Raw genomic sequence first — 12,056 nt, 5'->3', positions numbered from 1 at the left:
CCGACAGGCGAAATGGAGCATTAATGGGGGCAGACCAAAGGCCGCCGCGCCGGCCCTGCCCCGGGCCTATTGGAAGGCCGTCTCCATGAAAGTGCGCAGCTTGCGCGAATGCAGCCGTTCCGGCGGCATGCCGCGCAGGCGCTCCAGGGCCCGGATGCCGATCTCCAGATGCTGATTCACCTGGCGGCGGTAGAAGACGCTGGCCATGCCGGGCAGCTTCAGTTCGCCATGCAGCGGTTTGTCGGACACGCACAGCAGCGTGCCGTAGGGCACCCGGAAGCGGAAGCCGTTGGCCGCGATAGTGGCGGACTCCATGTCCAGCGCGATCGCCCGGGATTGCGCAAAGCGCTCCACCAGCTCCAAGTGGTCGCGCAGCTCCCAGTTGCGATTGTCGATGGTGGCGACCGTGCCCGTGCGCATGATGCGTTTCAGGTCCCAGCCCGACAGCCCCGCCACCTCTTCCACGGCCTGCTCCAGCGCCACCTGCACTTCGGCCAGCGCGGGCACGGGCACCCAGGTGGGCAGGTCGTCGTCCAGCACGTGGTCTTCGCGCACGTATCCGTGGGCCAGGACGTAGTCGCCCAGCCGTTGGGAATCGCGCAGGCCGGCACAATGGCCCAGCATCAGCCAGGCATGCGGCCGCAGCACCGCGATGTGGTCGGTAATGGTCTTGGCGTTGGACGGGCCCACCCCGATATTCACCAGCGTGATGCCGGAATGATCGCCGCGCACCAGATGGTAGGCCGGCATCTGCGGCAGGCGGACCGCCTGGTCTTCATCGCCCGGCCCGCTTTCGCCGCGACGCGTGATCCGGTTGCCGGGTTCCACCAGCATTTCGTAGTCTTCGTTGCCGCTGGCCATGAGCGCGCGGGCCCGCGCGCAAAATTCGTCGACGTAGAACTGGTAGTTGGTGAACAGGACGAAGTTCTGGAAGTGCGCCGGAGCGGTCGAGGTGTAGTGCTGCAGCCGGTGCAGCGAATAGTCCACCCGTTGCGCGGTGAAAGGCGCCAGCGGCTTGGGTTCGCCCTCTTTGCCGCGCCAGGAACCGTTGACGATCGCGTCGTCCGTCACCGCCAGGTCCGGCACGTCGAACAGGTCGCGCAAGGGGCGCTTGAGCGCCTCCAGGTGTTCGCCCTCGACGTACGCGCCTTCGGGGAAGGCGAAATGCAGGGGGATCGGCGAATCCGATTCGCCGACCTCAACCGCCACGCGGTGGTTCTGCAGCAATTGGCCCACCTGTTCGATCAGGTAATCGCGAAACAGCGCCGGCTGGGTGACGGTGGTCTGGTAGATGCCGGGTTCGGCCACGTGGCCGTAGGAAAGCCGGGTATCGATCGGGTCGTAGGTTTCCACGACGATGCGGATGGCCGGATAGTAGGCCCGGGCGCGCTCGCGGCCATTGCCGGCGCCCTTCAGGACGTCACGGAAGGCGGCGCGCAGGAAAGCGGTATTGCGTGAGTAGATTTCGATCAGCCGATCCACCGCCGACACGGCGTCCTGGAAAGGCGCGAAGGGCATGGGGTCGGGCCGGTTCATGGAGGACAACGGGTGTACTGCGTTCATCATCGAGCTTTGCTCCGCTTTCTTATGGGTATCTCTGCGGCCGCTCGCGGCTTGCCATGCCGACGGGGCCGATTCCGACGATTATGCCCGACCCGGCAGTAGAAAAAACGTCACATTCCCGCGCCGGCCGGGCACCCGCGCCAGCGGCCTTTTCCCGGGCGTTGGCCCGTAACGTCCGCGGACAAGAATGCTGCATAGCACTACAAATGTAATGAAACTTTATTCCATTACAATGTCATGGCATTCCGGGGCCGTGCGTCCTGGAATCGCCCCCTTTCCGCCGGCTTGCCCCTCCAGGCAAAGCCATGCCGCCCACTCCGATTCCTGAAGTGACGTAATGACGCCGCCCACGCGAAAAGCCCGAATTGCCAATTTCCGCATTCCCGTATTCCTGTCAGCGCCCATCCTGGCCCTGACTCTCTCCTGGATCCCCGACGCCGCGCAGGCGTCCCTGCGCTCCCAAGAAGCCCGTCCGACGCTCAGCGGCTTGCGCCTGGCGCAAGAGCCCACCGTCCCCACCCTGCGCGAACGCGTCGTGCAGGCGGGCCTGGAAGCGATCGGCACGCCCTACAGCTGGGGCGGCGACGACGCCGAAGGCTTCGATTGCAGCGGCCTGGTCCTGTATGTTTTCCGCGAGATCGCCGGACTGGAGCTTCCCCGCACGGCCCGCGCGCAACGCACCGCCGGCGAATCCGTCGGCAACAAGAAAGAACTGCGCCCCGGCGATCTGGTCTTCTTCGCCACCCGCGGCCGCGGCGTTACGTCGCACGTCGGCATCTACATCGGCCAGAACCGATTCGTCCATGCGCCGCGCCGCGGCACCAAGGTCCGCGTGGATGAAATGCAGAATTCCTATTGGTCCAAGCGCTACGTCGGCGCCCGGCGCTACCTGGATACGAAACAGGGCCAGATGCTGGCCGAAGCTTCTCCCCGCTAACCCGGCAGCAATCGGGCGGCGCGCAACGCGCTTCCCAGGGGCGGTACCGCAGCCTGCCGCGACGCGTCGTGATCGACGTGCCGCCGCAGACTGATGGCGTTTTCAGCCCCGCCCGACAAAGGGCATGTTGGTGGCCATGATGGTCATGAACTGCACGTTGGCCTCCAGCGGCAGGCGCGCCATGGCGGCAACCGCCTGCGCCACGTGGGCCACGTCCATGCGCGGCTCGACCTTGGTGCTGCCGTCCGCCTGCAGGATGCCCGCCGCCATGCGCTCGGTCATGTCGGTTGCCGCGTTGCCGATGTCGATCTGGCCGCAGGCGATGTTGTACGGCCGGCAATCCAGCGAGATCGATTTGGTCAGCCCCGTCACCGCGTGCTTGGTGGCGGTATAGGCGATGGAGAACGGCCGCGGCGCATGCGACGAGATCGAGCCGTTGTTGATGATCCGGCCGCCGCGGGGGTTCTGCGCCTTCATGACGCGGATCGCGGCCTGCGCGCACAGGAACATGCCGGTCAGATTGGTGTCGACCACGTCGCGCCAGACCGAGACCGGTAGCTCTTCGATCGGCATCGCCGGCGCGCCGCGCCCCGCGTTGTTGAACAGCACGTCCAGGCGACCGTACTCGCGCTGCGTCGTGTCGAACAGATCGCGCACGGCCTGCTCGTCGGATACGTCCGTGGGTACCACCAGGGCCCGCACGCCATCTTCGCCCGCCGCCGTGCGGGTCGCCTCGAGCGGATCGCGCCGGCGGCCGGCCAGCACGACCCGATAGCCCTGAGCCAGGAATTCCAGCGCCACCGCGCGGCCAATTCCCGTGCCGGCGCCGGTGACCAGCGCAACGCGCGGGGGTTCGATCTCGTTCGTCTGCATCGGATTCTCCTTGTTATCGACCGGCGAAATGCTACCCGAATCGTGTTGCCGATACTGCAAGCGAAGGTACCAGCCGCGACACACTTTCCGTGAGTGGCACGCAAGCAAAAATTTCGCTTTGGTGTTGATCCGTCACAAGTATTTATATAATTTCTGGAAATTAACTTATTACCAAAAATCCAATAAACAACCTGGAGCAGTTTCCATGATCCCACGGTCTCTACCCGGCATGCTCGTCCTGGGCGCGCTGTTCGCCGCCGCGGCCCCCGCCCAGAGCGCGCCCGACGGCAAGCAGATCAGCGCGCAGGGCGCGAACGGCGCGCCCGCCTGTATCACCTGTCATGGCGCCCGTGGCGAAGGCAATCCGGCCGCCGGTTTTCCGCAATTGGCAGGCATGGGCGGGCGATACCTCGAGGAACAGTTGAACGCCATGGCCAACGGGTCGCGCGTCAGCCCCGTGATGGCCGCCACCGCCAAGGCGCTGGACCCGGCGCAACGCCAGGCAGTGGCGCAATACTACGCCGCGCTCCCCTCCACACTGGACACCGACCAGCTTGCCGCCACCGCGATGCATCCGTCCAAGCCGGCCGACACCGGCGCCTGGCTCGCCACCCGCGGCGCCTGGGACAAGAACGTGCCCGCCTGCAACCAGTGCCACGGCCCCGGCGGCATCGGCGTCGGCGAAAACTTCCCCGCCCTGGCCGGACAACCCGCCGCCTATATCGCGGGCCAGTTGCGAGCCTGGCGCCAAGGCCAGCGCCCGCCCGGCCCGTTGGGCCTGATGCCGGCCGTCGCCACCCGCCTCTCCGAAAGCGAAATCGACGCCGTGTCCGCCTACTATGCCGGCCTGCCCACGGCAGCCGCTCAGCTTGCCGCGCAAGCCAACGCCCCCGCGGGAGCCAAACAATGACCGTCATCCGCCTGCGCTTCCTGCTCGCCGCCGCCGGCCTCGCCGTATCCGCGTCCCTGCCCGCCGCCGAACCGCGCCCGGTTTTCACGCCGCCGTCGGCCGCCTCCCTGCCCGACACCGAATTCGGCAAGGCCGTGCGCGAGGGCGAACAGATCTTCCTGCACACACCCCAATTGGCCGGCAAGTTCGTCGGCAACGACCTGAATTGCGCCAGTTGCCACCTGGACGCCGGCCGGCGGCCCGATTCGGCGCCGATGTGGGCGGCCTACGTGCTGTATCCCGCCTATCGCGCCAAGAACGGCCACGTCAACACGCTGGCCGAGCGCCTGCAGGGCTGCTTCCGCTTCAGCATGAACGGCAAGGCGCCGCCCGCCGACGACCCGACGCTCACCGCGTTGCAGACTTATATGTTCTGGCTGGCGAGCAAGGCGCCCACCGGCATCGTGCTGGAGGGCCAGGGCTACCGCAAGCTGCCGCCGCCCGCCCGCAAGGCCGATTACCTGCGCGGCGGCGAGGTCTATGCGCAGTACTGCGCTGTCTGCCACGGCGCCGAAGGCCAGGGCCAGAAGAACGGCAAGCACTGGGTCTTCCCGGCGCTGTGGGGGCCGGATTCCTTCAACTGGGGCGCGGGCATGCACCAGATCGGCAACGCCGCCGGCTTCATCAAGGCCAATATGCCGCTCGGCCAGGCCGGCATGCTGAGCGACCAGGAAGCCTGGGACGTCGCCTACTTCATGAACGCGCACGAGCGCCCGCAGGATCCCCGCTACACCGAATCAGTCGCGGCGACGCGGGCCAAGTACCATGACTCCGACGATTCGCTGTACGGGATCGAGGTCAACGGCCATCTGCTCGGCAGCGACGCGCCCGCGCCCGGCGGCAAGCTCAACGCGGCCGCCGCCCGGACCGGCGGCTGAGCGGCGCAAGACGGACATCGCGCGGCCGGCAAGGGTTTCCTCCTGCCGGGCCGCGCGATTTGCTATCCTTCCAGTCTTAGCACCATCCGATCACAATTCATGCACGCCAATCCCGGAAACGTCTTCATGGTCGTCGCACCCAGCGGCGCCGGCAAGTCCAGCCTCGTCAAGGCCTTGCTGCAGCAAGACCCCTCCATCCTGCTCTCCATTTCCTGCACCACGCGTTCCCCTCGCCCCGGCGAAGAAGACGGCCGCGAATACCGTTTCGTGTCCACGGACGAATTCAAGCGCCTGCGCGAAGAGCAGAACCTGCTGGAATGGGCGGAAGTGCATGGCAATTTCTATGGCACTCCGCGAGACCGCATCGACGAAGCCACGCGCGCCGGGCGCGACGTGCTGCTGGAGATCGACTGGCAGGGCGCGCGCCAGGTCAAGCAGCGTTTCCCGGGCGCGATCGGCGTATTCGTGCTGCCGCCGTCCATCGAAGAACTCGAAAGCCGGCTGAAGGCGCGGGGCCAGGACGAACCGCAGGTCATCGCCCGCCGGCTGATGGCCGCGGGCGGTGAAATCGCCCACGCGCCTGAATGCGAATATGTTATTATTAATCAAGAATTTAGCGTAGCCTTGTCGGAACTGACTCAAATCGTCAGCGCCGCGCGGCTGCGTTTTTCGTCTCAGGCCGCCCGTCACAGCCAGTTGTTCTCGCAACTCGGCATCCCGGCCGAGCACTGAGCCGAACGCGCATTCTCCCTATCCTCCATCAGCACCAGGTGTCCTAATGGCTCGCATTACCGTCGAAGACTGTCTGAATCAAATCCCCAATCGTTTCAAGCTCACGCTGGCCGCCACGTACCGCGCCCGCGAGCTGGCGCAAGGCCATGCCCCGCGCCTGGACAGCAAAGACAAGCCCACGGTCACTGCCCTGCGCGAAATCGCGGGCGGCCTCACCGGCGTGGAAATGCTGCGTAAAGTTCCCACCTGATCATTTCCGGGGGGCGGCAAGCATGGCTTTTCCCGGGCTGAAGTACGCTTCATCTGGTCTGCTTGCCGCGCTGCGCGCCGGCTCCCGCCTGGGGCGCCGCACCGGCAAGAAAGGCAAGAACCTCCCCGCGCCGCCGTCCGTCGCCGCTCAAGAAGCGGCGGACGCAACCGCCTCTCCGGTTGCATCCCTGGCGCCGCTGACCGAAATCATCGGCAGCTATCTCGACAAAAAAGACGTAGAACGCGTGCGCGAAGCCTATCGCTTCGCGGATCAGGCGCACCTGGGCCAATTCCGCGCCAGCGGCTCGCCCTATATTTCGCACCCCATCGCCGTCACCGAGATCTGCGCGGGCTGGAAGCTCGACGTCAACGCCCTGTCCGCCGCCCTGCTGCACGATGTCATGGAAGACCAGGGCATCGCCAAGCACGAGCTGGCCGAGAAGTTCGGCCCTGAAGTCGCCGAGCTGGTCGACGGCCTGTCCAAACTGGACCGCCTGGACTTCGCCACCAAGGCCGAACAGCAGGCCGAGAGCTTCCGCAAAATGCTGCTGGCGATGGCGCGCGACGTGCGCGTCATCCTCATCAAGCTGGCCGACCGCCTGCACAACATGCGCACGCTGGACGCGGTCAACCCGGAAAAGCGCCGGCGCATCGCACGCGAAACGCTGGACATCTACGCCCCCATCGCGCACCGGCTGGGCCTGAACCTGCTGTTCCGCGAGCTCCAGGACCTGTGTTTCGCGGCGATGTACCCGAACCGCTACCAGGTGCTGTACAAGGCCGTGCTGGCCGCGCGCGGCAACCGCCGCGAAGTCATCACCAAGATCGCCGATTCGGTGCGGGCCGCTCTGCCCGCCGCCGGCATCGAGGCCGAGGTCACCGGCCGCGAAAAGACGCTGTTCGGCATCTACCGCAAGATGGTCGACCAGAAGAAGTCGTTCTCCGACGTGCTCGACATCTACGGCTTCCGCGTCATCGTGCACACGCTGCCGGAGTGCTACCTGGCGCTGGGCACGCTGCACCAGCTGTACCGGCCGGTTCCGGGCAAGTTCAAGGACTACATCGCCATTCCCAAGGTGAACGGCTACCAATCCCTGCACACCACCCTGGTCGGCCCTTACGGCACCCCCGTCGAATTCCAGTTCCGCACGCGCGACATGCATCACGTGGCGGAAGAAGGCGTCGCCTCGCACTGGCTCTACAAGGGCGCCGACCTCACCCTCAACGATCTGCAGAAACGCACCCACCAGTGGCTGCAGTCGCTGCTGGACATCCAGAGCCAGACCGGCGATTCCGGCGAGTTCCTGGAACACGTCAAGGTCGATCTCTTCCCTGACGCGGTCTATGTGTTCACGCCGCGCGGCAAGATCATTTCGCTGCCCCGCGGCGCCACGCCGGTGGACTTCGCCTACGCGATCCACACCGATATCGGCAACCAGGCCGTGGCGGCCAAGGTCAATGGCGAGTTCGTGCCCCTGCGCACCGAACTCAACAGCGGCGACACGGTGGAAATCGTCACCTCGCCGGCTTCCCGCCCCAATGCGCAGTGGCTCAACTACGTGCGCACCGGCAGGGCCCGCTCCGAGATCCGCCACTACCTGCGCACCGTCAAGTACGAGGAATCGGTGGCCTTCGGCGAACGCCTGCTGGGCCAGGCGATGCAGGAACTGCGCATGCCGCTGCCCGCCACCGACGATCCGGCCTGGCAGAAGCTGGCGCGCAGCACCGGCGCCAGCTCCCGCGAGGAAATCCTGGCCGATATCGGGCTGGGCAAGCGCCTGGCGGCCGTCGTGGCCCGCCGCTTCGCCCCCGAACACCAATTGGTCGCCACCACCGCCGCGGCCGTGGACGAACTGACCTCGGCGCGCAGCGCCCCCATCCTGATCCAGGGCAACGAAGGCCAGGCCGTGCAACTCGCGCCCTGCTGCGGCCCGCTGCCGGGCGACCCCATCGTCGCGGGCATGCGCATGGGGCACGGGCTGGTGGTGCACACCGCCGACTGCCCCGTGGCCCTGCGCCAGCGCCTGCGCGAACCGGAACGCTGGATCAACGTGGGCTGGGACGCCCATACCGCCAAGCACCTCGCCACCCGCCTGGACATCGTCACGCGTAACGAGCGTGGCGTGCTGGGGCGGCTGGCCGCCGAAGTCACCGCCGCCGACGCCAACATCATGCACGTCACGATGCACGACGACGCGGTCTCGACGGTATCCCTGCACCTGACCATCCAGGTGGACAGCCGCAAGCATCTGGCTCAGGTCATCCGCGCCATCCGCCACGTGCCGCAAGTGCAGAAAATCGTGCGGGTGAAGGGGTAATTTCTATTTGGGTGTCAGACACCCGGAAGCACTGGCGTAAGGTGCCGGTTTTTTCGTAAGGGTGTCGGACACTTGAAAAGCCGCCTCCCGTTTCAGGTGTCTGACACCATCCCCCCTCAAGCCACGTGCTGCAGAAAGTCCTTCAGCCGCTGGCTGGGCGGATTGCTCAGCAGTTCCGCTGGCGGCCCGTCGTGGGCGATCTTACCGGCATCGATGAAAATCAGGCGGCTGCCCACCTTGCGGGCGAATTCCATTTCGTGCGTGACCACCACCATGGTCATGCCCTCTTCCGCCAGATCGCGCATGACCTTGAGCACCTCGTGGCGCAGCTCGGGATCCAGAGCCGACGTGGGCTCGTCGAACAGCATCAGCTTGGGCTTGATCGCCAGCGCCCGGGCAATCGCCACGCGCTGCTGCTGCCCGCCCGAAAGCTCGCCCGGATAGTGGTTCATGCGTTCGGCCAGGCCCACCTTCGCCAGCAGGCTCTCGGCCAGCTCGCGCGCTTCCGCGCGGCTCTGGCCGCGCGTATGCACCGGCCCGAACATGACGTTTTCCAGCGCCGTCATCTGCGGAAACAGATTGAACTGCTGGAACACCATGCCCGCCTCGCGCCGGATCTCGCGCACCTGCGCCGCGCCCCCGTTGACGCTCAGGCCGTCGACCAGCAGGTCGCCGTCGTTGATGGTTTCAAGCACATTGATGCAGCGCAGGAACGTGGACTTGCCGGAGCCGGACGGGCCGACCACCACCACGACCTCGCCCGCGTCGATGTTCAGCGAAATCCCGTCCAGCACGGTGGATTCGCCGAAGCGCTTCGTGACGTTGTGAAATTCAACCATGCTCATAGTATGCGCATCCTTCTTTCCACCAGATGCAGGCCCAGCGCCATCAGGCCCGTCAGGATCAGGTAGACGATGGCCACCGCGGACCAGATCTCGACCGCCCGGAAGTTGCTCGCCATGATTTCCTGGCCCTGCCGGGTCAGTTCGGCCACGCCGATCACGATGAAGAGCGAGGAATCCTTCAAGCTGATGATGCACTGGTTGCCCAGCGGCGGAATCATGCGGCGAAACGCCACCGGCCCGATGATGTGGAAAAGGATCTTGTGGAACGGCAGCCCCATGGCCTGCCCAGCTTCCTTCAGGCCCTTGTGCACCGACAGCAGCGAACCGCGCACGATCTCGGATATGTACGCGCCCGAATTGATGATGAGCGTGGCGATGGCGGCCCATTCCGCATCCACCCGGATGTCCGCCAGCAAAGGCAAGGCGAAGTAGATGAACATCACCTGCACGACGATCGGCGTTCCCCGGATGACGGCGACGTAGACCTGCGCAATGGCCGACAGCACGGGATGCCCGTAGGCCCGCGTCACGCCCGATAGCGCCCCCAGCAGGAAACCGCCGAACAAGCCCCAGAAGGTGATCTTGATGGTCATCAGCGTACCCTCGAGCAGATTGGGTAGCGCGTCCCTGATTACAGCCCAGTCAAACTCCACGATATTCCCCCCAGGATCAGGCGTTGCGGCCAGATACGGCCGGCGCCCGCGGACCGCGGGCGCCCCGAAAGCGATTCAACCCCGGTGGTCAGGGTTTCTTGCCGAACCACTTCATGTAGATGGCATCGTACTGGCCGTTGGCCTTCAGCGTGGCGAGCGCCTTGTTCACCTGGGGAACCAGGTCGCTGCCCTTCGGGAAGGCAATGCCGTAGAAGTCGCCGCTCTTGACCGAGCCGACCACCTTCACGCGGCCCTTGCCGGCCGTGTTGGCGTAATACTGGACATTGGGCGTGTCGTGCACGGCGGCGTCGACGCGGCCCGTGGCCAGTTCGAGGTAGGCGTTGTCGATGTTCGGGAACAGCTTGAGCTTGGCGTCCGGCACCTGGGCTTTCAGGAAGTCCACGGTGGCGGTGCCGGTCTTGACCGCGACGGTCTTGCCGGCCAGGGACTTGGCGTCCTTGATGTCGGTGTTCTTCTCGCCCACCAGGATAGCCAGGCCGCTCTCGTAGTAGGGATCGGAGAAGTCGATGACCTTCTTGCGGTCGTCGCGGATGGTGATGCCGGCCAGCGCCGCATCGATATTCTTGGTCTGCAGGCCGGGAATGATGCCGGCGAAGTCCATCGGCTGCAGCTTGTACTTCAGGTTGAGTTCCTTGGCGATCGCGGCCCAAAGATCCACGTCGAAGCCCGTGTAGGTATTCCCCTGCTTGAATTCGAACGGAACGAAAGCGGTATCGGTGGCCACCACCAATTCCTTGCCTTGGGCATGGGCGCCGGAGGCGGCGCCGAACATGGCCACGGACAGGCCGACCAGCGCGGCGGCGACTTTGCGTTTGATCATGAAACTCTCCTCTTGGGGACCGTCGGCACCCCGGGGTTGTTGTAGGGGCATGATTCCTGGGCTACGCCGGGGTCACCGGAGCAACTTACTGGGGATCTTAACGCATCCGTCCCCACCCGGCAGCGCTTAGAAAAATTACAATCCGCCAGACACCCGGAGAATCCCCATGGCCTACAAGTACGAACGAATCGCCGGAAACCGGCGCCAGGTCGGTCTGGCGCTGGGCAAGCTGGCCCGCCCCATCATGTCCACGTATCTCGAGCAGAGCGGCGCTTGGGAGGCCCTGCGGCCGTGGCGCGGCCATCGCTTTCTGGACGAACTCGCACAGCAGGCACAGGCGGCCGTTCCGGCCATCTGGGAAGAGCTCGAGGGCCTGGCCGAAGGCCTGCGCCTGCCGTTCGAAGACGTGCTGCTCTGGAACTGCCGCGGGGATCTGCTGCACAGCACGGCCGACGGCTGCACCTCCGTCGCGCTGAAGACGCCGGACGGCGTGCGCTGGATCGCCCACAACGAAGATGGCGACCCGTACCTGCGCGGGCGCGGCTGCCTGGTGGACGTGGCGCTCGACGACGCGCCCGGCTACCTTAGTTTCTATTACCCAGGCTCCCTGCCCGGCCACACCTTCGGCGCCAACCGCGCTGGCCTGGTCCAGACCATCAACAACCTGCGCACGCGCCAGCGGCATCCCGGCGTGCCGCGCATGCTCCTCGCGCGCGCCGTACTGGATTGCGCCACGCTGGATGACGCCATCGCGCTGCTGCGCGACCTGCCCCATGCAGGCGGCTTCCACCATCTGCTGGGAGCCGCCGGCGATCCGCGGCTCTTCAGCGTCGAGACCGCACCGGGCGCCATCTCGATCCTCGAAACCGGCACCCGCTACGGGCACGCCAACCATATGGTGCACGCGGAAACCCGCGGGCTGGCCCAGATCGTGACCGATTCGTCGCGGGCCCGCCAGAATCGCATCGAGAGAATTGTGGACGGCTGGTCGGCCGGCACCGGCAGCGCGGACCTGCTGGCCGCGCTGCACGACACCGAAGGCGAACTGCCCATCCTGCGCACCGCCGCGGACGATCCCGACGACGAGAACACCCTCGCCACCGCGATCTTCGAGATCCGCGACGAGGAAGTCACGCTGCGGGTCTACGACCGCAAGGACAAAGCGGAAATCGCGCTGGATATCATGTCCGATCCGGACTGAATACAGGAGGGGTTGCG

The 12,056-nt window shown here is 65.9% G+C and carries 12 protein-coding genes; 7 read left to right on the top strand and 5 right to left on the bottom strand.

Annotated features, from left to right (window positions below; genetic code table 11):
* Positions 1 to 66: 66 nt before the first annotated feature.
* Entirely contained in the window at positions 67 to 1,566 is a 1,500-nt protein-coding gene (locus tag AGI3411_RS15160; RefSeq protein WP_425265348.1) for an AMP nucleosidase, read from the bottom strand.
* A 334-nt stretch (positions 1,567 to 1,900) separates the two neighbouring features.
* Between AGI3411_RS15160 and AGI3411_RS15155 the strand changes: the two genes are divergently transcribed.
* Positions 1,901 to 2,500 (top strand): C40 family peptidase, encoded by a 600-nt coding sequence (locus AGI3411_RS15155; RefSeq protein ID WP_129528190.1) that lies wholly within the window; start codon positions 1,901 to 1,903, stop codon positions 2,498 to 2,500.
* Between the two features lie 102 nt (positions 2,501 to 2,602).
* Here the strand turns inward: AGI3411_RS15155 and AGI3411_RS15150 are convergent, their stop codons facing one another.
* On the bottom strand, positions 2,603 to 3,373 hold the full coding sequence (locus AGI3411_RS15150) for an SDR family oxidoreductase (RefSeq protein WP_129528189.1): 771 nt from the start codon (positions 3,371 to 3,373) through the stop codon (positions 2,603 to 2,605).
* 205 nt (positions 3,374 to 3,578) lie between these two features.
* Here AGI3411_RS15150 and AGI3411_RS15145 point away from each other — a divergent pair, with 205 nt between their 5' ends.
* From AGI3411_RS15145 to AGI3411_RS15125, 5 genes are all read left to right on the top strand, one after another.
* Positions 3,579 to 4,283 (top strand): c-type cytochrome, encoded by a 705-nt coding sequence (locus AGI3411_RS15145; RefSeq protein WP_129528188.1) that lies wholly within the window; start codon positions 3,579 to 3,581, stop codon positions 4,281 to 4,283.
* Positions 4,280 to 5,200: a c-type cytochrome gene (locus AGI3411_RS15140; protein WP_129528187.1), complete on the top strand. Its 921-nt coding sequence runs from the start codon at positions 4,280 to 4,282 to the stop codon at positions 5,198 to 5,200. The genes AGI3411_RS15145 and AGI3411_RS15140 overlap by 4 nt, the downstream gene beginning before the upstream one ends.
* Before the next feature lie 99 nt (positions 5,201 to 5,299).
* Positions 5,300 to 5,932, top strand: a complete 633-nt coding sequence (gene gmk / locus AGI3411_RS15135) for a guanylate kinase (RefSeq protein WP_129528186.1) — start codon at positions 5,300 to 5,302, stop codon at positions 5,930 to 5,932.
* 46 nt (positions 5,933 to 5,978) lie between these two features.
* The gene (rpoZ, locus tag AGI3411_RS15130; RefSeq protein WP_006219679.1) at positions 5,979 to 6,182 is read left to right on the top strand and encodes a DNA-directed RNA polymerase subunit omega; all 204 of its coding nucleotides are present in this window, start codon (positions 5,979 to 5,981) and stop codon (positions 6,180 to 6,182) included.
* Positions 6,183 to 6,204: 22 nt separating this feature from the next.
* Positions 6,205 to 8,499 (top strand): RelA/SpoT family protein, encoded by a 2,295-nt coding sequence (locus AGI3411_RS15125; protein ID WP_129528185.1) that lies wholly within the window; start codon positions 6,205 to 6,207, stop codon positions 8,497 to 8,499.
* 116 nt (positions 8,500 to 8,615) lie between these two features.
* On the opposite strand, the gene glnQ is transcribed toward AGI3411_RS15125, so the two are convergent.
* The 3 genes from glnQ to glnH form a co-directional block, all read right to left on the bottom strand.
* The gene (glnQ, locus tag AGI3411_RS15120; RefSeq protein ID WP_129528184.1) at positions 8,616 to 9,344 is read right to left on the bottom strand and encodes a glutamine ABC transporter ATP-binding protein GlnQ; all 729 of its coding nucleotides are present in this window, start codon (positions 9,342 to 9,344) and stop codon (positions 8,616 to 8,618) included.
* Positions 9,341 to 9,997, bottom strand: a complete 657-nt coding sequence (gene glnP / locus AGI3411_RS15115; protein WP_129528183.1) for a glutamine ABC transporter permease GlnP — start codon at positions 9,995 to 9,997, stop codon at positions 9,341 to 9,343. Before glnP ends, glnQ begins: the two co-directional genes overlap by 4 nt.
* 88 nt (positions 9,998 to 10,085) lie before the next feature.
* Positions 10,086 to 10,838, bottom strand: a complete 753-nt coding sequence (gene glnH, locus AGI3411_RS15110) for a glutamine ABC transporter substrate-binding protein GlnH (RefSeq protein ID WP_129528182.1) — start codon at positions 10,836 to 10,838, stop codon at positions 10,086 to 10,088.
* 166 nt (positions 10,839 to 11,004) lie between these two features.
* Between glnH and AGI3411_RS15105 the strand changes: the two genes are divergently transcribed.
* The gene (locus tag AGI3411_RS15105; protein WP_129528181.1) at positions 11,005 to 12,039 is read left to right on the top strand and encodes a C45 family autoproteolytic acyltransferase/hydrolase; all 1,035 of its coding nucleotides are present in this window, start codon (positions 11,005 to 11,007) and stop codon (positions 12,037 to 12,039) included.
* Positions 12,040 to 12,056: the final 17 nt, after the last annotated feature.

The sequence above is a fragment of the Achromobacter agilis genome, assembly GCF_900496965.1.
In the GTDB taxonomy this organism is placed as follows: domain Bacteria; phylum Pseudomonadota; class Gammaproteobacteria; order Burkholderiales; family Burkholderiaceae_B; genus Achromobacter; species Achromobacter agilis.
The sequence above is the reverse complement of the archived record's forward strand: the minus strand, read 5'-3'. Positions and strand labels throughout refer to the sequence as shown.

Coding starts and splice junctions, on each gene's coding strand:
- rpoZ (WP_006219679.1), top strand. CDS start 5,979: ATGGCTCGCATTACCGTCGAAGACTGTCTGAATCAAATCCCCAATCGT.
- glnH (WP_129528182.1), bottom strand. CDS start 10,838: ATGATCAAACGCAAAGTCGCCGCCGCGCTGGTCGGCCTGTCCGTGGCC.
- AGI3411_RS15160 (WP_425265348.1), bottom strand. CDS start 1,566: ATGATGAACGCAGTACACCCGTTGTCCTCCATGAACCGGCCCGACCCC.
- AGI3411_RS15145 (WP_129528188.1), top strand. CDS start 3,579: ATGATCCCACGGTCTCTACCCGGCATGCTCGTCCTGGGCGCGCTGTTC.
- glnQ (WP_129528184.1), bottom strand. CDS start 9,344: ATGAGCATGGTTGAATTTCACAACGTCACGAAGCGCTTCGGCGAATCC.
- AGI3411_RS15125 (WP_129528185.1), top strand. CDS start 6,205: ATGGCTTTTCCCGGGCTGAAGTACGCTTCATCTGGTCTGCTTGCCGCG.
- AGI3411_RS15105 (WP_129528181.1), top strand. CDS start 11,005: ATGGCCTACAAGTACGAACGAATCGCCGGAAACCGGCGCCAGGTCGGT.
- AGI3411_RS15150 (WP_129528189.1), bottom strand. CDS start 3,373: ATGCAGACGAACGAGATCGAACCCCCGCGCGTTGCGCTGGTCACCGGC.
- AGI3411_RS15155 (WP_129528190.1), top strand. CDS start 1,901: ATGACGCCGCCCACGCGAAAAGCCCGAATTGCCAATTTCCGCATTCCC.
- gmk (WP_129528186.1), top strand. CDS start 5,300: ATGCACGCCAATCCCGGAAACGTCTTCATGGTCGTCGCACCCAGCGGC.
- AGI3411_RS15140 (WP_129528187.1), top strand. CDS start 4,280: ATGACCGTCATCCGCCTGCGCTTCCTGCTCGCCGCCGCCGGCCTCGCC.